The 19,227-nt window shown below is 63.7% G+C and carries 27 protein-coding genes; 25 read left to right on the forward strand and 2 right to left on the reverse strand.

The window, feature by feature from the left end:
* The first annotated feature begins 35 nt into the window (after nucleotides 1–35).
* The 13 genes from AC1ZV1_RS08825 to AC1ZV1_RS08885 are packed head-to-tail and all read left to right on the forward strand — an operon-like array spanning nucleotide 36 to nucleotide 8,313.
* Nucleotides 36–239 (forward strand): DUF7302 family protein, encoded by a 204-nt coding sequence (locus AC1ZV1_RS08825; protein WP_484296370.1) that lies wholly within the window; start codon nucleotides 36–38, stop codon nucleotides 237–239.
* On the forward strand, nucleotides 239–562 hold the full coding sequence (locus tag AC1ZV1_RS08830) for a head-tail connector protein (protein ID WP_484296371.1): 324 nt from the start codon (nucleotides 239–241) through the stop codon (nucleotides 560–562). Before AC1ZV1_RS08825 ends, AC1ZV1_RS08830 begins: the two co-directional genes overlap by 1 nt.
* Nucleotides 562–885 carry a head-tail adaptor protein gene (locus AC1ZV1_RS08835; RefSeq protein WP_484296372.1) on the forward strand — a complete coding sequence of 108 codons (324 nt, stop codon included), beginning with the start codon at nucleotides 562–564 and terminating at the stop codon, nucleotides 883–885. Before AC1ZV1_RS08830 ends, AC1ZV1_RS08835 begins: the two co-directional genes overlap by 1 nt.
* Nucleotides 886–890: 5 nt before the next feature.
* Nucleotides 891–1,073, forward strand: coding sequence for a hypothetical protein (locus AC1ZV1_RS08840; RefSeq protein ID WP_484296373.1), 183 nt, complete (start codon nucleotides 891–893; stop codon nucleotides 1,071–1,073).
* 3 nt (nucleotides 1,074–1,076) lie between these two features.
* Nucleotides 1,077–1,649 carry an HK97 gp10 family phage protein gene (locus tag AC1ZV1_RS08845; RefSeq protein WP_484296374.1) on the forward strand — a complete coding sequence of 191 codons (573 nt, stop codon included), beginning with the start codon at nucleotides 1,077–1,079 and terminating at the stop codon, nucleotides 1,647–1,649.
* A complete protein-coding gene (locus AC1ZV1_RS08850) occupies nucleotides 1,642–2,028 on the forward strand; it encodes a DUF3168 domain-containing protein (RefSeq protein WP_236225379.1) in 387 nt (128 codons plus the stop codon). The genes AC1ZV1_RS08845 and AC1ZV1_RS08850 overlap by 8 nt, the downstream gene beginning before the upstream one ends.
* A gap of 32 nt (nucleotides 2,029–2,060) precedes the next feature.
* A complete protein-coding gene (locus tag AC1ZV1_RS08855) occupies nucleotides 2,061–2,561 on the forward strand; it encodes a hypothetical protein (RefSeq protein ID WP_484296375.1) in 501 nt (166 codons plus the stop codon).
* Nucleotides 2,562–2,605: 44 nt separating this feature from the next.
* Complete coding sequence (locus AC1ZV1_RS08860; RefSeq protein WP_484296376.1) at nucleotides 2,606–2,950, forward strand: hypothetical protein; 345 nt, start codon at nucleotides 2,606–2,608, stop codon at nucleotides 2,948–2,950.
* The gene (locus AC1ZV1_RS08865) at nucleotides 2,947–3,174 is read left to right on the forward strand and encodes a hypothetical protein (RefSeq protein ID WP_484296377.1); all 228 of its coding nucleotides are present in this window, start codon (nucleotides 2,947–2,949) and stop codon (nucleotides 3,172–3,174) included. The genes AC1ZV1_RS08860 and AC1ZV1_RS08865 overlap by 4 nt, the downstream gene beginning before the upstream one ends.
* A 39-nt stretch (nucleotides 3,175–3,213) precedes the next feature.
* Complete coding sequence (locus AC1ZV1_RS08870) at nucleotides 3,214–6,468, forward strand: phage tail tape measure protein (RefSeq protein ID WP_484296378.1); 3,255 nt, start codon at nucleotides 3,214–3,216, stop codon at nucleotides 6,466–6,468.
* On the forward strand, nucleotides 6,468–6,806 hold the full coding sequence (locus AC1ZV1_RS08875; RefSeq protein ID WP_024762934.1) for a phage tail protein: 339 nt from the start codon (nucleotides 6,468–6,470) through the stop codon (nucleotides 6,804–6,806). The genes AC1ZV1_RS08870 and AC1ZV1_RS08875 overlap by 1 nt, the downstream gene beginning before the upstream one ends.
* A complete protein-coding gene (locus tag AC1ZV1_RS08880) occupies nucleotides 6,803–7,549 on the forward strand; it encodes a phage minor tail protein L (protein ID WP_484296379.1) in 747 nt (248 codons plus the stop codon). The genes AC1ZV1_RS08875 and AC1ZV1_RS08880 overlap by 4 nt, the downstream gene beginning before the upstream one ends.
* Nucleotides 7,550–7,551: 2 nt before the next feature.
* The gene (locus tag AC1ZV1_RS08885; RefSeq protein WP_484296380.1) at nucleotides 7,552–8,313 is read left to right on the forward strand and encodes a C40 family peptidase; all 762 of its coding nucleotides are present in this window, start codon (nucleotides 7,552–7,554) and stop codon (nucleotides 8,311–8,313) included.
* A 247-nt stretch (nucleotides 8,314–8,560) separates the two neighbouring features.
* On the opposite strand, the gene AC1ZV1_RS08890 is transcribed toward AC1ZV1_RS08885, so the two are convergent.
* The gene (locus AC1ZV1_RS08890; protein WP_484296381.1) at nucleotides 8,561–9,031 is read right to left on the reverse strand and encodes a hypothetical protein; all 471 of its coding nucleotides are present in this window, start codon (nucleotides 9,029–9,031) and stop codon (nucleotides 8,561–8,563) included.
* A gap of 167 nt (nucleotides 9,032–9,198) precedes the next feature.
* On the opposite strand from AC1ZV1_RS08890, the gene AC1ZV1_RS08895 reads away from it, so the two are divergent.
* From AC1ZV1_RS08895 to AC1ZV1_RS08950, 12 genes are all read left to right on the forward strand, one after another.
* A complete protein-coding gene (locus tag AC1ZV1_RS08895; RefSeq protein WP_484296382.1) occupies nucleotides 9,199–9,549 on the forward strand; it encodes a hypothetical protein in 351 nt (116 codons plus the stop codon).
* 42 nt (nucleotides 9,550–9,591) lie between these two features.
* A complete protein-coding gene (locus tag AC1ZV1_RS08900; RefSeq protein WP_484296383.1) occupies nucleotides 9,592–10,215 on the forward strand; it encodes a tail assembly protein in 624 nt (207 codons plus the stop codon).
* 32 nt (nucleotides 10,216–10,247) lie between these two features.
* Nucleotides 10,248–10,715, forward strand: a complete 468-nt coding sequence (locus AC1ZV1_RS08905; RefSeq protein WP_484296384.1) for a hypothetical protein — start codon at nucleotides 10,248–10,250, stop codon at nucleotides 10,713–10,715.
* A 45-nt stretch (nucleotides 10,716–10,760) separates the two neighbouring features.
* A complete protein-coding gene (locus AC1ZV1_RS08910; protein ID WP_484296385.1) occupies nucleotides 10,761–14,207 on the forward strand; it encodes a TipJ family phage tail tip protein in 3,447 nt (1,148 codons plus the stop codon).
* Nucleotides 14,204–14,497: a hypothetical protein gene (locus AC1ZV1_RS08915; protein ID WP_484296386.1), complete on the forward strand. Its 294-nt coding sequence runs from the start codon at nucleotides 14,204–14,206 to the stop codon at nucleotides 14,495–14,497. The genes AC1ZV1_RS08910 and AC1ZV1_RS08915 overlap by 4 nt, the downstream gene beginning before the upstream one ends.
* Complete coding sequence (locus AC1ZV1_RS08920) at nucleotides 14,494–15,168, forward strand: hypothetical protein (protein WP_484296387.1); 675 nt, start codon at nucleotides 14,494–14,496, stop codon at nucleotides 15,166–15,168. Before AC1ZV1_RS08915 ends, AC1ZV1_RS08920 begins: the two co-directional genes overlap by 4 nt.
* A 9-nt stretch (nucleotides 15,169–15,177) precedes the next feature.
* Nucleotides 15,178–16,590, forward strand: a complete 1,413-nt coding sequence (locus tag AC1ZV1_RS08925) for a tail fiber domain-containing protein (protein ID WP_484296388.1) — start codon at nucleotides 15,178–15,180, stop codon at nucleotides 16,588–16,590.
* 59 nt (nucleotides 16,591–16,649) lie between these two features.
* The gene (locus AC1ZV1_RS08930; protein ID WP_484296389.1) at nucleotides 16,650–17,165 is read left to right on the forward strand and encodes a hypothetical protein; all 516 of its coding nucleotides are present in this window, start codon (nucleotides 16,650–16,652) and stop codon (nucleotides 17,163–17,165) included.
* Nucleotides 17,166–17,188: 23 nt separating this feature from the next.
* Nucleotides 17,189–17,533: a hypothetical protein gene (locus AC1ZV1_RS08935; protein WP_484296390.1), complete on the forward strand. Its 345-nt coding sequence runs from the start codon at nucleotides 17,189–17,191 to the stop codon at nucleotides 17,531–17,533.
* Complete coding sequence (locus AC1ZV1_RS08940) at nucleotides 17,530–17,787, forward strand: hypothetical protein (RefSeq protein ID WP_484296391.1); 258 nt, start codon at nucleotides 17,530–17,532, stop codon at nucleotides 17,785–17,787. The genes AC1ZV1_RS08935 and AC1ZV1_RS08940 overlap by 4 nt, the downstream gene beginning before the upstream one ends.
* Nucleotides 17,788–17,923: 136 nt before the next feature.
* On the forward strand, nucleotides 17,924–18,259 hold the full coding sequence (locus tag AC1ZV1_RS08945; RefSeq protein ID WP_484296392.1) for an HNH endonuclease: 336 nt from the start codon (nucleotides 17,924–17,926) through the stop codon (nucleotides 18,257–18,259).
* 38 nt (nucleotides 18,260–18,297) lie between these two features.
* Nucleotides 18,298–18,558 (forward strand): hypothetical protein, encoded by a 261-nt coding sequence (locus AC1ZV1_RS08950; RefSeq protein ID WP_484296393.1) that lies wholly within the window; start codon nucleotides 18,298–18,300, stop codon nucleotides 18,556–18,558.
* Here the strand turns inward: AC1ZV1_RS08950 and AC1ZV1_RS08955 are convergent.
* Nucleotides 18,555–19,175, reverse strand: a complete 621-nt coding sequence (locus AC1ZV1_RS08955; protein WP_484296394.1) for an SOS response-associated peptidase — start codon at nucleotides 19,173–19,175, stop codon at nucleotides 18,555–18,557. The genes AC1ZV1_RS08950 and AC1ZV1_RS08955 overlap by 4 nt on opposite strands.
* Between the last annotated feature and the right edge of the window lie 52 nt (nucleotides 19,176–19,227).

Below are 19,227 nucleotides of genomic sequence, written 5' to 3' on the forward strand. Positions count from 1 at the left end.
GCCGCTACGCCGGCCTTTTTGCATCTGGAGCAAACATGAAGATCAAAGCGAAATGGGGCTTCGTCGGTGATGCCGCGAAGCTGGGCGCTGAGTCTGCCAAGGTGAAGGCGGGCCAGGTGTTCGAGGATGTAGACGACGAGTACGCCCACGTCCTGATCGGCAAGGGCCTGGCCGAAGAAGTGACCGAGAAGGCCAAGCCGAAGGAAGCGAAGCCCGCGGCGCCGAAAGAGGCCAAGTGATGGTCATCGACTGGAACGCGCATCCCGAGCTTCTGACCCGGATCAAGCTGCAAGCCAAGGTCGACAACGACGTCGAGGACGAGCTGATCAAGGGCTATGTCGAGGCGGCGCTGTTCCACGTCGAGCAGCACTGCGACGTCGAGCTGGTGGAGGCCGCTCCGAGCGAGCCGAATCAGTTGCTGGTCACGCCTGACATCTGGCAAGCGGTCTACCTGCTGGTGGCTCACTGGTATGCGACCCGCGAGGCGGTAGCGCTGGGCACCATCGCCACGACCATTCCGCTCGGTGTCGAGCGCCTTCTCTGGTACAGGAAGCGATTCTGATGAGAGCCGGCGGACTTCGACACCTTGCGTCTCTCCAGGCGCTGCAGCGCATCCCTGATGGCGGCGGCGGGTACAGCGAGCACTGGGTGGAGCTTCGGAAGGTCTGGGTGGAAATCACCATGCCGACTGGGCGCACCTCCACGGTGGCCAGCCAGCTGCAAGCCACGGTCACCGCGGAGATCCGCGCGCGTCCTGCTGATGACCTAATCGCTGGCCGCCGCCTCGTGCACAAGAAAACCTACACCATCGAGGCCGCGCTCGAGGACAACGACAGCGACATGCTGCGCCTGTTGTGCTCGAGCGTCGCCCCCACCCCGAGGTAATCCACATGGTGCTTCGAGCTACCGGGCGCCTCACCGGCGCGGTGAAGGCCGAGAAGGGCGACGACGTCAGCCACCTGCCGGCAAAGACCCTGAACAAGCTGATCGCCCGCGGGCTGGTCTTCGACGATGGCAAGGCCAACCCGCAAGCAGTTGAGGCGGAACCCCGCAAGCGCGTCCGCAAGGAGTAAGTCATGGCCAGGCGATCGCGCATCAAGGGCGACTTCAAGTTGCGTGGTGTGCTTCGCCGTATCGCAGCCATCGACAAGAGCGACCTGCCCAAGGCGATGGCCGAGGCTGCCGACCTGGTGCTGGCCACGCAGCAGAACCTGATTGCCCGTGACACCGGCGATGGCGCCAACGCGCTCCAGGTGAAGGTAAGCAAGAACGGACTCGACGCCCGGATCGGCATCATCGGCAAGGCCGACAACCGCGAATTCTTCTACCTGAAGTTCATCGAGTACGGGACCAAGGGTTACAGCGGGACGCTCTATCGCCGGCAGGACGCCGATGCAATTGGCGGCGGCCACACGGTCAACCGTGATCGCAGCAAGCTTTCCGGCCGCAACCGGCTGGGCCGTCGTGAGACCGAGAACAAGTCAGACGGCACGCACTTCTTCGGTTACTACCCGGACATTCCGGCGCGGCCGGCTCATCCTTGGCTCCGCCCGAGCTGGGACCTGAATCGCGACGACATCTTGGTCATCATCCGCGGCGCCATCAGAAGCACCTTGGCGCGTGCAGCGAAAGGAGCCAGCAGTGGCTGACAACGGATTCCCTCTGCAGCAGGCCGTCTACCAGCGCCTGACCGCCGAGCTCAGCGTGCCGGTCTTCGACGCGGTACCGGCGGACACGCCTTACCCCTACGTCACGCTTGATCGTGAGGTGTCGCGCAACACCAGCCCGATCTCGGGCCGCAAGCGAAAACTGCGCCTGCTGTACCTGAGCGTCTGGAGCGACCACCAGGGGCAGGCCGAGGTCAAGCAGATCCTCGGTCAGATTGAGGACGCGCTGGACGAGCGCCCGCTCGCGTTGTCGGCCGGCCGCGCCGTCTCGGTGCGCCTGGTCGACACGGACACCAACCGCGAGCCTGACGGCCGAACCTACATGGGGTCGGCCACGGTGCGCGTCATCACCACTACCTGAGCACCACCAACCCAACGCCAGTGGAGGACACCATGGCAGAAGACAATCTCAACACGGCTGCCGGCTGCCGCGCGGCCCTCGGCAGCAAAACGCCGGCGGACACCGAGGCCGAGTACAAGGCCGACACTTACGTCGACATCGGCGAGATCGAGGACCTGGGCGAGTTCGGCGACACCTTCAGCAGCGTGAACTTCACCTCGCTGGGTGATGGCCGGGTGCGAAAGTACAAGGGCACCGCTGATGCCGGTGACCTGACCCTCACTGTCGGCCTGGACAATGGCGACGCCGGTCAGAACGCAGTCAAGGTGGCACACAAGGACCGCTCGAAAGGCAACTACAACCTGAAGATCACCCTCAACGACGGCGACCCCTCGGCCAATCCGGTGATCCTGCCGACCACCTTCTACTTCGGTGTGAAGGTGATGAACAACACTGTGGCGCCCGGCAGCGCCGACAACGTGGTGCGCCGGAACATGACCTTCGGCATCAACACCGACATTCTGGAAGTCACCCCGACTCCGGCTGGCCCCTGATCGACGGGGCTTTTGCCCCGTCTCCTCCTGAGTGAGAACCCTTCATGAGTGAAGCCCTGCACGGCACCGTCACGCTGGTGATCGGTGCCCGTACCTACACGCTGCAGCCGACCCTGGAGGCCGCGCTGAAGATCGAGTCGCGCTTCGGTGGCCTGCGCCCGGCGATGGAATCCATGCGCCTTCTGAGCATTGGTGCCTGCGCTGACGTGGTGATCGCTGCCGCCGGCTTGAAGCCGGAGGAGCACACGACACTCGCTACGCAGGTTTTCGAGACTGGCGTGGTCAAGGTCTCCGCGCAGCTCACCGACTACATCACCGGCCTGCTGAGCCCGGTGCCGCCGAGCATCGCCGAACGGGGAAAGCCCGTGGCGGCCAGCACAGCGCAGTGAGGAATGGCAGTTACGTCGACTACCTGTTCGGCGTGGCCACCGGCTGGCTGGCTTGGCCGCCTGACACTGCATGGAGAACGCCCATCCCGCAGATCATGATGGCGCTGGATGCCCGCCTGGATTGGATGGGCGGCGGTAAGGCTCAGCAGCAGTCCGCGCCGAAACAGAAGGCCAGCGTGGCCGATCGTTTGAAGGCATTCCTGCGGGGACGACAGGAACCATAGCGCCGCCTTCGGGCGGCTTTTTTGCGCCCGGAGAACATGATGTCCGACCAAGAAGTCCAGGGGATGCTGATCCAGCTGGAGGCCACCACTGCCCAGCTTCGCCGGGAGCTGGCGAGCGCGGACAGCGTGGTCGCCAAGACGACCCAGAGCATCGACCGCAACCTGGCGCAGGTCGATTCTGCGTTTGATCGGACGGCCCAAGGCGCGCAGCAAGCCGGAACGCTGATACGTGGCGCCTTCGCCGCGATCGCCGGCGCCGGCCTCGTGGGCAGCATCATCCACCAGGTGGACGCCTACGGGCAGATTGCCGACCGCCTGAAGATGGCCACTGGCAGCACCGAGGAATACAACGAGGTTCAGCAGCACCTGCTGCGCACTGCGCAGGAGACCTACCGGCCGTTGGCCGAGGCGCAGGAGCTATACATCCGCACGGCGGACGTGATGCGTTCGCTGGGCTTCGACACCCAGCAAACCCTCGACATCACCGACAGCTTCAGTTTCCTGCTGGTGACCAACGCCGCGTCGGCTGACAAGGCCAGCTCGGCGCTCGGTGCCTACTCGAAGGCTCTGCAGACCGGCAAGGTTGAGGCCGATGGCTGGGTGTCCATTCAGGATGCGATGCCGACCATCGTCGACGCGATCGCCAGTGCCACCGGCAAGAGCGCGGAGGAGATCCGCAAGCTCGGCGTGCAGGGCAAACTATCGCTCGATGACATCAACACTGGCCTGTTACGCACGGTCGAAGTGAACCGCAAAGCCGCCGCCGATATGTCGGTGAGCGTGCAGGACGCCCTGGTCAACATCCAGAACGCCCTCGGTGACTTCTTCGGCCGCATGGAGGAGAGCACCGGCGTGGTGGCTGGGCTGGCCAGCGTGATCAGCCTAGTGGGCGATAACATTGGCTCCGTTGCTGCTGTCATGGCGGGGGCGGGCGTTGCTGCGTTGACGGTGTACACCGCTCGTGGCGCGCTCGCCATCAAGACCGCCCTCGCAGATCGCGCCGCGCGTATTGGACAGGCCGAGGCAGTGATGCAGGCGGCGATTGCCGACCAGCGCAAGGCAGAGACGCTGACCGTGTTGGCGGCCAGGGAGGCGGCTGCCGCGCGCGGTACCGCCGTGCAGACGCAGATGTCGATCCAGCTCGCCCAGGCGCGGCAGCGTGAAGCTGCTGCCACGGCCTCGGTGGCTACGGCGCAGGCTGGTCTGCGCGCTGCCTCGGCCGGCCTGCTGACCGTACTGGGCGGCCCGATGGGGCTGGCCCTGCTTGCCGGCACGGCGGCAGCATCGTTCCTGCTGCTGCGCGACAACGCCGACCAGGCGGGCGTCAGCCTGGACGACCTGCACAAGCCCGTGCAGCAGCTGCGGGAGGAGTTCGCCAAGCTCAACCGTGACCAGCGCGAAGCCTCGCTGGTGAAGTGGCAGCAGGAGCAGATCAACGCCACCGACAAGGTCAAGGAAGCCTACGGCACGCTGTCCCAGTCGATCCGATCGGCGATGGTCACCGCGCCGGCGCGGGATTCCAACGGGCTGTACACCCAGCAGTTGCGCGATTACCAGTCGCTGATCGAGCGGCTGAACCAGGCGCGCGCCTCTGGCCAGGACCTGTCGCCGATCCTGAAGGAAGTGGCCGATCGTATGCAGGTGCCGGCCGGCACCCTGCAGCAGTGGATCAGCCAGGCCGGCGCGATCGGTGACGCCGATCACCGCTCCGGCCTGATCGCCGAAACCCTGCGCGTGCTGACCGGTGTCACCCAGGAAAACACGGCGGCGACCAACGCAAACAACGCCGCCAAGACCGGCATGAGCAGCGCCGGGCAGACCTACCTGGAGACGCTGCAGAAGCAACTGGGCGGCCTGCAGGACAACAACGACGCGATCAAGGCGGCGAATCGGTTCATTGCCGACAACATCGACCTGACCGAGACTGACCGCCAGGCGATCCTCTCGGCCGCGAACGCGATCGAGGCGCAGAAGAAGGCCAACCAGGCGGCAACGGCGAGCGGCAAAGCGCGCACGAAGTCGCTACAGGATGAGGTCAAGGCGCTGGACGCGCTGATCGACAAGGCGCTGCCGGAGAAGAAGCGCCTGGAGGATCTGGCCGAGGGTGTGGAAAAACTGCGAAAGGCGCAGGCCGCCGGCAAAATCACCAGCGCCGAGATGGAACTCGGGATCAAGAACCTGAACGAGGCCTATGCCGACGGTTCGATTCAGAAGCGCATCCAGCAGGAGCAGAAGCTGGCCGAGCAGCGGCGCAACAGTGCCGATGCCTACCGGAAGGCCATGGAGGTGGTGCTGCAGGCGCGCCAGGATGCGATCAACTCCGACGTCGCTGGTATCGGCCTCGGCGACGATGAGCGTGACCAGGTGCAGCGGCTGGACGCCGTGCGGAAGAAGTACGCCGACCTTCGGCGCGAGCTGGAGGCCCAGCAGGAGGACGCGAGCCGACGCCTGGGGCCGGCGGCCTACGAGCAGCGGCTGGCGGATCTCGCCGACTTCCAGGCGCGCGAACTGCAGATGGAGGTCGACGGCTACGGTGCTCGACTCGATGCGCAGCGGGACTATCGCAACGGCGCCCGCCGGGCGTGGCAGAACATCCAGGCGGATGCGGCGGACGTTGCATCGGCCACCGATGACATGCTCACCACTGGCTTCGACACCGCGCGCAACTCGCTCGCTGACTTCACCACCACGGGCAAATTCAAGTTCCGCGACTTCTCCAACAGCGTGATCAACGACATGGCGCGGATTGCCAGCCAGCAGGCGGCGACCGGCCTACTCAGTGGCGCGCTCGGTATCGGTGTCTCCGCCGTCAGTGGCTGGATGGGGGGCTCGGCCTCGGCCGGCGCTTCTGCCTCCGGCTACACCAGCAGCGCGTATTCGAACTGGGCAGCTGCTCAGGCCGACGGCGGCGCCTGGGCCAATGGCGTGCAGTTCTTCGCCAACGGCGCGGCCTTCACCAACTCCATCGTCAGCCGCCCGACTGCTTTCGGTATGGCGGGCGGGCGAACGGGAGTCATGGGCGAGGCTGGGCCGGAGGCGATCCTGCCGCTGGCTCGCGGCGCCGACGGCTCGCTGGGCGTCCGCTCGGTGGGCGGCGGCGGTGGGACCGCGCTGCAGGTCAACGCTCCGGTCGCGGTCACTGTTGAAGACCGCAGTTCGGAAGGCATGGAGCTGGACCAGGAGGCGCTGCAGCAGAACATGCAGTTGCAGATGAAGGCGGCGGCAGAGCGCGCCGTCGCTGATTCGTGGCGCCCTGGCGGCGTCAGCTACCGCAACGCGGCCGGGAGGGGCTGATGGCAATCGAGACGTTTTCCTGGGTGCCCGATGACGAGGCGGATGTCGACGGCACCCTGCGCACGCGCACGTCGCAATTCGGCGATGGGTATGCGCAGGAGTCCGGTGATGGGATCAACGGCGAGAGCCAGAGCTGGTCGCTGACCTTCGGGGGCCTTCCGGATGAGGTAGGCCCGATCCTCGACTTCATTCGCCGGCACAAGGGTTACCGATCCTTTCTGTGGACGCCGCCCGGCGGCGAGCTGGGCATGTACAAGTGCAAGGCGTACCGCAAGCAGCGGCGGCCTGGCGCGATCGAGGTTCTCTCGCTCACTTTTGACCAGGCATTCCATCCATGAGCCTCATTCTGCAGCTCCAGAAGTTGGAGCCTGGCTCCGAGATCATGCTGTTCGAACTGGACGGCAGTGAGTTCGGCGCTGACGTGCTGCGCTTTCACGGACACGCCATCCCGCACACCCCGCAGGAGCTGGCAGCCGCCGGCGCCAGTGCGGATCAGCTGCCGGCGAAGTCGATCTGGTGGCAGGGGCAGGAGTACGCAGCTTGGCCAGTGCAGATCAGCGGCATCGAGGCCAACGGCGATGGCACGGCGGTTCGTCCGAAGTTCTCAGCGGGTAACGTCAGCGGGCGCCTCACGGCGCTCTGCCTGGCCTTCGATGACTTGGCCAACTTCCAGCTGACCATCCGCGAGACGTTGGCCGAGTTCCTGGATGCGGAGAACTTCCCTGGCGGTAACCCGGATGCGGACCCCACGCAGGAGTCGATCAGCATCTGGTACATCGACCAGAAGACCGGCGAGGACAACCAGGTGGTCGAGTGGGAGCTGGCCAGCCCTGGCGATGTCGGCAATGAGGCTATTGGCCGGCAGATGACCACGCTGTGCCACTGGTGCATGACTGGTGGCTATCGCGGTCCTGACTGCGGCTACACCGGCCCGTATTTCGACATCGACGACAACCCGACCGACGACCCGGCGAAGGACCAGTGTGCCGGCCTCTATCGGTCCTGCAATAAGCGTTGGGGGCAGGGCAATCAGTTGCCCTTCGGCGGCTTCCCCGCCGTGTCTCTGATCGCTCGGAGCTGACCATGCGCAAGCAGATCCTGAACGCCATTCAGGCGCACGCGGCCGAGGAGTACCCGCGCGAGGCGTGCGGCGTGGTCATCGGCAACGGCGGGGCGCAGCAGTACGTCCGCTGCCGGAATACGGCCAGCCAGCCGCTGGAGGAGTTCCGGATGCACCCGGAGGACTACGCCGCGGCGGAGGACCTGGGCGAAGTGGTGGCCATCGTGCATAGCCACCCGGACGCCACCAGTAGGCCGTCGCCACACGATTTGGCCATGTGCGAGGCCTCCGGCCTGCCTTGGCACATCCTCAGTTGGCCGGAGGGAGACCTGCGGACAATCGCGCCGGCGGGCAACATTCCTCTGCTGGGGCGACCTTTCGTCCATGGTGCTTGGGATTGTTGGCAGGTCTGCGCCGACTGGTACCAGCGCGAGTGGGGGCTAGAGTTCGAGCGCTTCGAGCGCCAGGACGGATGGTGGGAGCGGGTCGATGGTCCTAGCCTCTATGAGCAGCACTTCGAGGCGGCGGGTTTCTACCAGGTCGGCACGCCACGGCGCGGCGACATGATCGTCATGGCGGTGGGTAAGACAGCGCACCCGAACCATGCCGGCATCTACCTTGGAGCCGACGTGTCGCTACCCGGGGAGGACAGCAAGGTATTCGGCTCAGGCCCGTTCCTGCTCCATCACTTGCTCGGCAAGCCCAGCGAGGTGATCGTCTACGGCGGTAACTGGCACGAGCGGGCGCGGTTGGTGCTGCGCCACAAAGGCTCAATAACAAGCTGAGCGGCATGGCCGCAGGAGGATGTCATGTGTCAAGTCTACGAGCTGCACATTCTTAACTTACTGGGAGCTGCAGAAATTGCGCTGCAGAAGGAGTCCCAAGAGGTGCGAGTAGAGCGATTCATTGGCAAGGTCAGCGGAGGTCCAGGTTATCGCCGTTTAGTTCGCGGCGAGCCTGGCCTCACAGCTGTCCTGAAAAGTGGGGAGTGCACCTTCAACTTCAGCTTGGCTGGACAGAAGGAGCTCACGGTCATGGAGACGGAGGAGTGCCTCCTCCAATGAAATTATCAGACCCAACCTGATGCGACCCATAGGAAACACTGAAGCCTGCACCTTTCGCCGAGCACACCGCCTCTGCGGCATCCTTGGTTGGATAGATATCCACGAACGTCCAAGGGTCGTTTTTTACAACGGCCCACCCCAGCACGGAGCCGGGATTGTCGGGGTCTTTGGGGAGATTTTTGACCAGGCTACGGATATTAGTCTGCCCTGCAGCGCGATTTTGCAGAACCAGCTCAAGCTCATCTGAACCTAGCTCTTTCCAGTCCCCCCATGCCTGAGTCTTCGGGTCCTTGTGCCTGATGTAGATCTCCTGACCGTGCGGAAGTGAGTAGCTGATCGAAATAACCTGCTCGTGGTCATCCACGGGTATTTCAATGCCGGGAGTTTTCTCCCCGGCTGTTGCGCGATTCCAAGCTTCCGTAATTTTCGACTGATCCACATGACCTCCTTGGTCTATAGCGCGCCAGGACGGCGCTGGAACCCCTGGCTGATGGTGTAGGAGCCTGGCCAGGGAGACCGGAGCATAAGGGAGGCTGGCGGGAGGGTGGCACTGTGATTCCATCCAGCTCGCTGTGCTACCCTCCCGCGATCTCATAGGAGGGAACCATGAAGAAGCTGATTGGCTTGTCCGCACTGGTGGTATTGGCTGGCTGTTCTTCGATGAGCGAATTGCGGGAGGGAGCGCCATTTCAGTCGTTCACCACCAATAAGGCTCCTGAACAAACTGCGGAGTGCATCCTGTTCGCCTGGCAGAGCCAGTCCTTGGCTGGCGTGCACTACGACGTGATGTTGCAGCCAGCACCAGGTGGTGGGCGCACAGTTGTTTCTCAAGGGCAAACCGAGTTTGCAGATGTGGTGCCGGCCTCAAACGGGTCCAGGGTCAGCGTGTACTTTCAGTCCGGGATTATGGATTGGAGAAAAAACAGTCGAGTTGAGGCAGCGAGAAGCTGTCAGTAATCCAAGCCGCCTCGGGGCGGCTTTTTTGTGCCTGGAGGAAACATGCCCGCAAGTGCCTTGGATAATCGGCCCATGACGATCATCAAGCTGTCAGGCCCACTTATCCGTCAGTTTGGTCGTGAGCATCGCCGCCAGCTCGATACCGGTAGCGTCCAGGAAGCATTTAGTGCGTTGCGCAACACCTTGCCAGGCTTCAAGGAAGCGATCCTGCGCTTGCAGGGACTGGGCATGCGTTTCGCCATTTTCCGCAATCGAAGGAATGTCGGTGAAGGTGACTTCTCCGCTGGTGGTACCCGTGAGGTGCGGATAGTGCCGATCATTTCTGGCAGCAAGCGCGCCGGCCTGATGCAGACCATCATCGGAGTGGCAATGATCGCCGCTGCAACAATTGCGACTGGCGGTATTGGAGGGCTGGCCGCTGGAGGTGCGTGGGGGGTTGTTGGGGCTACTGGCGTTTCCCTGGCCCTTGGCGGGGTAGTCCAGATGCTCAGCCCCCAAGCCAAGGGCCTGAGCCAGTCTGCCGCCCCTGAGAACCTACCCAGCTACGCCTTCGGCAGCGCGAAGAACACCACCGCCAGCGGCAACCCTGTGGCTTACTGCTGCGGGAAACGCCGGTGGGGCGGGGCGATTATCAGTGCATCTATTTACGCAGAGGATAAAAGCTAGCTAGTGTCTCGCTCTTTGGATAGGAGGGAACCATGCGAGCATTAGTATTGATAGATGGATTCGACTTTCCAGCGTCCTACCTGGAAATGGGGTTCATCCGTCTAGAAAACTTTGATACGTCGGATATGTTGTTTGACTGCATACTTTTAGTGGATTGGGATGCCGCGCGCGCAAGAGCCACACGCTACAAATGGATCGCTAAAGTAGAGAGCGTGGTTCTCAAGGTTTCTGATAAGCCGAGCACAGCTGTAGATTTGCACTTAAATGGCTACTGGTCCCTGCAAGGGGTGGAGTCCGAGTTGCGCAATCTGGTTGGCCCAATTTTTGGGGTTCGGACCTTCACGAATATCGAGGCATCCATCTGGGACAACTTGGGTAAGTCGACTCAACTGCCACCTTCAATCGAGCCAACCTTTCTCTCTATCAGGGACGCTTCTAGACGTTTGGCCCTTTCCTACGGGGTGCCAGAATCTGCGGTTAAGATTGCTATAACCAACTAAACCGAAGCCCGCCAAGAGCGGGCTTTTTTACGCCTGGAGAAATGTATGGGCGCCGACGTTCAGCAGCACCTCACCGGCCGCAAGGGCGGCAGTAGCAAGCCCAAACAACCATCGATCGCACGCGACAGCCTGCAGTCGGTGGCCACCGCCAAGCTCCTGCTGGCAGTGGGTGAAGGCGAGTTTGCAGAGGGGCCGAGTGACCAGGACATCTATCTGGACAACACCCCGCTGATGGACGCCAGCGGTAACGTCAACTTCCCCAACGTGAAGTGGGAGTGGCGCAACGGCAGTGTTGACCAGGACTACATCCCAGGTATTCCGTCGGTCGAGAACGAGACCACGGTGAACGTGGAGCTGCGCAGCGACACTCCGTGGGTGCGCTCGGTAACCAATACCCAGCTGTCCGCCGTGCGCCTGCGCTTCGCCTGGCCTGCCTTGCAGAAGCAGGAAACCAGCGGCGACGTGAAGGGCTACCGGATCGAGTACGCGGTGGACGTCAGCACCGACGGCGGCGCCTATCAACAGGTGCTGCTCGATGCCGTCGACGGTAAGACCACCAGCCGCTATGAGCGCAGCCAGCGTATCGATCTGCCGGCTGCGACGTCGGGCTGGCAGGTGCGCGTGCGCCGGATCACGCCGAACCAGAACAGCAGCCTGATCGCCGACACCATGCTGATCGCCGGCCTCACTGAGGTGATCGACGCGAAGCTGCGCTACCCCAATACCGCGCTGCTCTACATCGAGTTCAGCGCGGAGCAGTTCAGCAACATTCCGGCCGTCACCGTCGAGTGCAAGGCCCGGAAGGTCCAGGTGCCGACCACCTACGACCCGGAGCTGCGCACCTACACCGGCGTCTGGGATGGCAGTTTCAAGAGCGCCTGGACCAACAACCCGGCGTGGATCACCTACGACATCAGCACCAACGCGCGCTTCGGCCTGGGCAAGCGGATCAAGGCCTGGATGGTGGACAAGTGGGAGCTCTACAAGATCGCCCAGTATTGCGACCAGCTGGTACCAGACGGGAGGGGCGGCCAGGAACCTCGCTTCCTTTGTGACCTCAACCTGCAGTCGCGCTCCCAGGCATGGACGCTGCTGCGTGACATCGCGGCGATCTACCGGGGGATGAGCTACTGGGCGCAGGGGCAACTGGTGTCGCAGGCTGACATGCCGCGCACTGCCGACTTCGACTACGTGTTCACCCGGGCGAATGTGATCGACGGGAAGATGACCTACGGCGCTGCCTCGGCGCGCACCAGGTACAGCCGTGCCCTGGTCAGCTACGACAACCCGGCGAACAACTACGACACCGACGTGACGGGCTATTCCGATGCGCCGTTGCTGCGCCGATATGGCGATAACCCGGTGGAGCTGTCTGCCATTGGTTGCACACGCGAGAGCGAGGCGCAGCGGCGCGGGAAGTGGGCGGTGCTGACCAGCGTGCAGGACCGGACCATCACCTTCAGCACTGGCATGGAAGGCCGGATTCCGCTGCCGGGCTACATCATCCCGGTGGCTGACTCACTGCTGGCCGGCCGCGAGATCGGCGGCCGGATCTCGGCTGTTGCCGGCCGCGTGGTTACGCTCGATCGCGTCACCCAGGCCAAGGCTGGCGATCGCCTGATCATTAACCTGCCGAGCGGGCGCGCTGAGGGGCGCACCGTGCAGTCGGTCAATGGCAAGGCTGTGACCGTCACCACGGCCTACTCGGAGACGCCCGAGCCGGAACTGTGCTGGGCGCTCGATGCCGATGACCTGGCCGTCCAGCTCTATCGGGTGATGAGCACCAAGCGCGACGACAACGGCCAGTGGACCATCAACGGCCTGCAGTACGAGCCGAGCAAGTTCGACTACATCGACACCGGCGCGCGCCTGGAAGAGCGCCCGATCAGCGTCATCCCGGTTACCACCGTGCAGCCGCCGTCCAGCGTCACGCTGTCGTCGCGCTGGACGATTGACCAGGGCCTGGCGGTCAGCACCATGTCCATCGTCTGGCCGGCGGTGGAGGGGGCCGTGGCCTACGACGTCGAGTGGAAGAAGGACAGCGGCAACTGGATCCGCCTGCCGCGTCAGGGCACCACCAGCGTTGACGTCACCGGTATTTATGCCGGCGCTTACCTGGCGCGGGTGCGGGCGGTGAGTGCCTTCGATATCACCTCGGTCTGGCGCTCCTCGATCCTGACCAACCTGATCGGAAAGGACGGTGTGCCGCCGGTACTGGCCTACCTGCGCACGACCTCGGGCCCTTGGAAGATCCAGCTCGACTGGGGATTCCCGGCCGGGGCGGAGGACACAGCGTTTACCGAGCTGCAGCAGTCGACCACGCCGGGCGGCAGTGAGCAGACAGCAACCGCTCTGGGCCTGTTCGCCTATCCGACAGACACCCACACGGTCATGCCCATGCCGGCCGGCGCGCGCCTGGCCTTCCGTGGGCGTCTGATCGATCGCACCGGCAACGTGGGAGCCTGGTCGGGCTGGGTGGACGGCATCACCTCGACAGACGCCACCGAATACAACGAGCTGATTACCAAGGAGTACGTGGAGTCGGCACTGGGGCAGGAGTTCTTCGACGCCATCGAGGAGATCCAGACCAACGTCGACGAACTGATGGAGCAGTACTTCGACCCGGCCGTTGCCTACTCGAAGGGGCAGATCGTTCGGCAGGATGGCCGCCTGTATCAGGCGCTGCAGAACGTGCCGGCCGGCAACCCGCCGCCGAACCCGATCTACTGGGGCGACGTCGGGCAGATCGTCGAGACGGCCAACGGGCTGGCGATCCAGGTGCAGGAGAACACCGCCGACATCCAGGAGTTGGACGGCAAGGTCACTGCCAGCGCGAGCCAGATGGATGTGCTGTTGGCTGCTTACCGTGACGACAACGGAGAGGGCGAGCTGCAGGACGCCCTGCGCGGCGCCGAGTCAACGGCGCAGATCGTCCGGGAAAGCCAGGTGCGCGCCACACAGAACCAGGCGATGGCCCAGACGGTGGAGCAGGTGTCTGCCGCTACTGCGGTTAACTCTGGCGTAGTCGAGCAGGTCAGCAAAGTAGTCGCGGACGTGAATGCCGGTGTCCAGGCGATGTGGAGCGTGAAGCTCAATGTCTCTCAAGGCGGCCAGCAGTACGCCGCCGGCTTCCAGCTCGGCTTCGACGGAGGCACGACCACGACCACGCTGGCCTTCCAGGCTGACCGTTTCCTGTTCTTCAACAGCTCCAGCGGCCAGGCGGTTGCGCCGGTGTCGATCGTCGGGGGGCAGATATTCCTGAACAGCGCGATCGTTCAGGACGCGAGCATCACCAACGCCAAGATCGGCGATGTCATCCAGTCCAACGCCCTGGGCAGTAACGGCCAGCCGTTGTGGCAACTGAACAAGGCCGGCTCGTTCCTGCTGAACAGTGCAGGTGGGGGCGGCCGAACTCAGCTGACAGCCGAGGCCTACAAAGTGTTTGACGGCAACGGCGTGCGCCGCGTGCAGCTTGGGAATCTCGACGTATGAGTTATGGACTGCAGGTGTTCGACGGCGGGGGCGGACTGGTATTCGACAGCAATTCACTGACGTGCCGCATGGTGTACCGGGTGGCGTTTCAGACCTCCGCCAGCCAGCAGACGATCGTGATTCCCGGATTTGATGCCGCAAAGGGAGTGGTCTGGCTGGACACTACCTGGTCAGGCAGTACCACCACCTTTGCGCAGCGGTTCACGGTATCGGGTAACACAGTGACGATCCTCGGCAGCTACTTCAACGTCAACCAGACCGACTACCTGAATGCGGTGATGTTCTCATGAGCTATGGCGCACTCTTCGTTGGCAACGCCGGCCAGGTTCAGATCGACGACAACTATCCCTGCTACATGGAGGTGGCCTCGGGAAGTTATGACGGATCGAGCGGCACCGTGACGGTGACCTACCCAGCGGCGATCAACAGCCCGAACCCGCCGGCGATCTTCATCCGCCCGGATGGGGCGCACATACTTCGCTACATGCGGAACCTTGGCGGTCCGGGCAACTGGACCGGTTGGACCGCCCTTCTCTACACCGACAGCGGGTTCACGGGGATTGTCCGGTCGGGGCAGTACAAGGTCGCTGCCCTCTACCTGCCGCGCACCGGCGGCTATGGGCTTCAGGTTTTCGACGCAAGCAACCGCCTGCTTTTCGACAGTAATCGTCGAGTGCTCACGATTCTCGCAGGGGCTCAGACCTGGTCGAAGGTCGGCTACAACGGCAACTATCAGAGCAACTGGACGACGGACACCTGGGGCAACGCCTACGTGTCGGGCTCCTATGTCATGGCCAGCCACTTCATGGCCGGCTTCGTTGCCCCGCCGAACAGTGCCGAGGTGGGTATTGGCTTCCTGAACGGCGCAACCAAAACTCAGATCAACGCCTTCGCGATGCGGGTTGGCCGTGGTCTGGCTGAAATCACGAACTTTAACTGGCCGCTGGTCATGGTGAATTGAGGAGGGGAAATGCCCTGGTATTCCGCTGGCACCGTTGCGGTGAACAACAACAGCCCTACTGTGACCGGTACGGGCACCAGCTTCTCGGCCAATGCCCGTGTGGGCGATGCGCTTCGAGGGCCGGACGGCCTCTGGTACGAGGTCACCAACGTGGCCAGCGCCACGGTCATCTCGATCAAGCCCAACTATCAAGGCGCTACCAACGCCGCCGGTAGCTATGCGATCGCTCCGATGCAGGGATATGTGAAGGATTCCGCTGATGCCTTGCGCGGGTTCGTCAATCAGTACGGTGGCCAACTCGCCAGCCTTGGCGCCTGGTCAACGGCCCCCACCGCTGCGGACGCAAGGACACAGCTCGGGCTTGGGCCGCTGGCAGTCTGGCAGCCTGGGGGAACTGTTCTGTTGTCCGGTGCCGGAACTAAGGTCGCGGGCGATTTCAGTTCGGGCGCCCCGGTAGTGTTCCAGACGACGACCGTCAACGGTGCCACCTATGTCCCGGCGGTGCCGAACGGGTCCGGTGTGGACTCCGCCTGGACGGTCTATAACAACGCCGCCCGCAATGGCGCGTGGGGTTCGCTTTACGCAACCAGTACCTCGATCGGGGTCGGATCTAATAACGCGGGTGGCGGTTATGTTCCGCTGGATCTGGCGTCCGGCGGCGGTGTGCGTATGCGCCTGCAGACGAACGGAATCATCTGTCTGCAAACCACCAACACTGGACCGATTACGGGCAACGTTAACGGCATCGCGATCAATGCTCAGGGCTATATCCAGGCACGCGCCCCGACAACGGTCATGGAGGTGGCCACTACGGGCGCCAACCAGTTGCTGAACTTCTGGAGCGGCCTTGCGAACGTCGGGAACATCACCACCAATGGCTCCATTACTTCCTACAACACCGGCTCGGATTACCGCCTGAAGCAGGATGTCTCCGACTCCGATGCTGATGCCGCCTGGCACAACCTCGATGGCTATCGCATCCGCAGCTACGCGTACAAGACTGATCCTGACCACCGGGTCCGCTTCGGTGGCATTGCCCACGAACTAGCCGAGGTCAACCCGGACATGGTGTCCGGAGAGAAAGACGGAATGGTCGCGCTTGGCTCGCTGCTGGAGATGCGGGCCGTTGGCATCGTACTTGGTGACCATGACCAGGTCATCGCCCGTGACGTGCCAGAACCTGAAGAGGGGCGCTGGATCGAGACCGGTAGCCGGGAGTTCGAAGTGGCTACCAGCATCCCTGAGCCGAAGGAGCTGCTGCCTGGGCAGCGGTGGGAGAAGACCGAAGAGCGCATGGTGATGCAGGGCGTCGACTGGTCTAAGGTCGTCCCGGAATTGCTCCTGAACCTGCAGACCGCTAAGCGAATGATCCTGGAGTTGCAGAGCGAGGTTGCCGAGCTCCGCCAAGCCATGCCCGTCTGATCTGCCTGCAGTACCGCCAACGGCCCGCTTTAGCGGGTTTTTTTGTTTCTGGAGCCCATATGAATCTTCGAGAAGTTCGCCGCTCGATCATCGAGCCGGCGCTGTTGCTGCTGCCTGCAAAAATGGAAAGCCCGCAGGCGATCGTCATGCTGCTGGCTATCACACGGCAGGAAGACCCTGAGCAACGCCGCCGGCAGTGGCCGACTGGCCCGGCCAGGTCGCTCTGGCAGGCAGAGCAGGGTGGTGGGATGATTACTGGCCTGCTGACCTACCGCATCCAGAGCGTGCGAGACCAGGCCACCGCGCTATGTGTCGGGCGCGGCGTGGCGCCTGCTGCGGTCGACGTGTGGAAAGCCATCGAGCACGACGACATCCTAGCCGCCGGCCTGGCGCGCCTGCTGCTGTACACCGACCCGGCCCGGCTGCCGGAGCTTGGAGACGAGTCCGGTGCCTGGGATCTCTACCTGCGCACCTGGCGACCGGGAGCCTATGCCCGGGGCGACGCATCCCAGCGCGCCGCCTTGCGCAATAAGTGGTCGGCGAACTACGCAGCGGCTCTGGAGGCTGCTCGATGACCGGCGGGTGGAAGGCGGGAGCGATGGCGCTGGCCGCCGCCCTGCTGATCTTCATCGGCGCCGCCGGCGGGGCATGGCTCAGTTCTGAGCGATACGCGCTTCAGCTCCAGGAGAAGAGCGACAAGCTGGCGGCGTGCACCGCAGCGCGCGACAACGTACTGGCATTGGTCACGGAGCAGGGCGCCAAGCTCGGCGAACTGGCCAATCAGGCAGAGCAACGGCAGGCGAAGGCGGCCCAGGCGGTCGCCACTGCCCAGCAGCAGGCCGGCCAGCACTACGCCGCCGCCCAGCGGCTGCAGCAGGAGCGCGCCGAGGGCGACCAGTGCGCAGCGGCAGAGGCCGTCATCGACAAGGAGCTGGGTTTATGAAGTGGCTTCTGGTGTTGATGGTCGCGCTGGCGGGATGCGGCGGCCAGGTCGAGCCTGAGCCGCGCACGGTGCGCGTAGAGGTTCCGGTGGCAGTACCGTGTCGCTCGCCCGCGGTTGAGGTGCCGACCTGGGCGACGGCATCGCTGCAGAAGGGTGACAGCCTGCAGACCAAGGTGCGCGCCCTGCTGGCCGAGCTGGAGCAGCGGAAGGGCTACGAGCTGCAGTTGGTCGCGGCGGTGCGGGCTTGTGAGTGACCGGTTGCTAATATAGTCTTCTGTCGTCGCCACTCAGTAGGTGCGATGTTTGGCCGTAGGGCACAGCCTGACGGTACCGCTCTAGGCGTACAGCGCTTGGCGGACTTCCTTGATTACTCAGGAGGCCGCCGCGCCCATGAACCGTCTCACCACTATCCGCTCTGTCGCATTCCAGCGCCAAAATGGCCGCTGCTTCTACTGCAATTGCCTCATGTGGCAGAACTCCCCAGAACAATTCGCCGCCGACCATATGCTCACCATCGGGCAAGCTCGGGCGTTTCAGTGCACTGCTGAGCATCTAAAGGCACGCGAGGATGGCGGCAAGGACACGCATGACAATATTGCGGCTGCCTGCAAGTTCTGCAATCAAGGGCGTCATAAACGGAAGGTCCCCGCTGCGCCTGACGAGTTCCGACTGCATGTCCAGCGCAGAATGGCACGGGGAGGATGGCACGTTTCCCGTCCGGCTTAGTGGGGTATCATGCCGCCCTCGATCAACAGGAGGTCGACATGCTCAGAATTCGATCCAACGGCGGAACGCGCTTGAACCTGGAGCGCCTTGTTACCAAGGCCGGGCAGTACGGTGTCTGGGAGTTCCACGTCGCGGCCAACTCCGAGATGTTCAAGGGACTACAGGCCGGGCGCCATGCAGCACTGCTGCCGGCTGAGCCGAAGGAGGGGCAGGAGGTCGAGCTATTCGCCATGCTGTCGGCCCACTCGCCGCAGGAGGAGTGGAAGCCCATCGGCAAGGGCACTGCCCATTACCTCTAGATCGGATCAATCAGCTGCGGGCCCTGGTTCCTGACGTTACCCACCGCGGCGCTGACCCGGAACCATTCGAATGCTTCGGGCGGCTCGCCTTGCTGCAGGACCAATTGCTCGGCGCGCTCCTTCGGCGTTGCCGCGTCCAACCATTCAGCAGCAAACTCAGGCGACAGAACCACCGGCCGCCGGTCGTGCACGTCGACCATCCCGCCTTGGGCGTCAGCGGTGATGATCACAAAGCCGTCGTAGTCACCTGGTTCCCGGTCGCCGGCCGGGAACTGCCCGATCGCTGCAGCCAGGCACGCGGCTCCGTCTCGCCGGCGGATGAAGTAGGGCTGCTTCTTCGGGCCGCCTTCGTCGACCCACTCATACCAGCCACCCACCGGGCAGATTGCTCGATGCGGCCAGATCGCGCGGAAGAAGGGGCCGTGCGCCACCTTCTCGACCCTGGCATTGATCGGCGCCGCCCGGTCCTTGGCCCAATGCGGCCGCCATCCCCACCTCACGCGCTCGCCGACGAGCGTCCCCTCATCGTTGACCATCAGCAGTGTCTGTGTGGTCGGCGCCACGTTGTAGCGCGGTTCGATAGGCTCCTTCAGCATGTCCGGCCCTGGCAGGCGCATGATCGCCACCAGCTCAGCCCAGCTGTCGTACTGCGCAACTCTTCCGCACATC

The sequence above is a fragment of the Pseudomonas sp. BB438 genome, assembly GCF_057180225.1.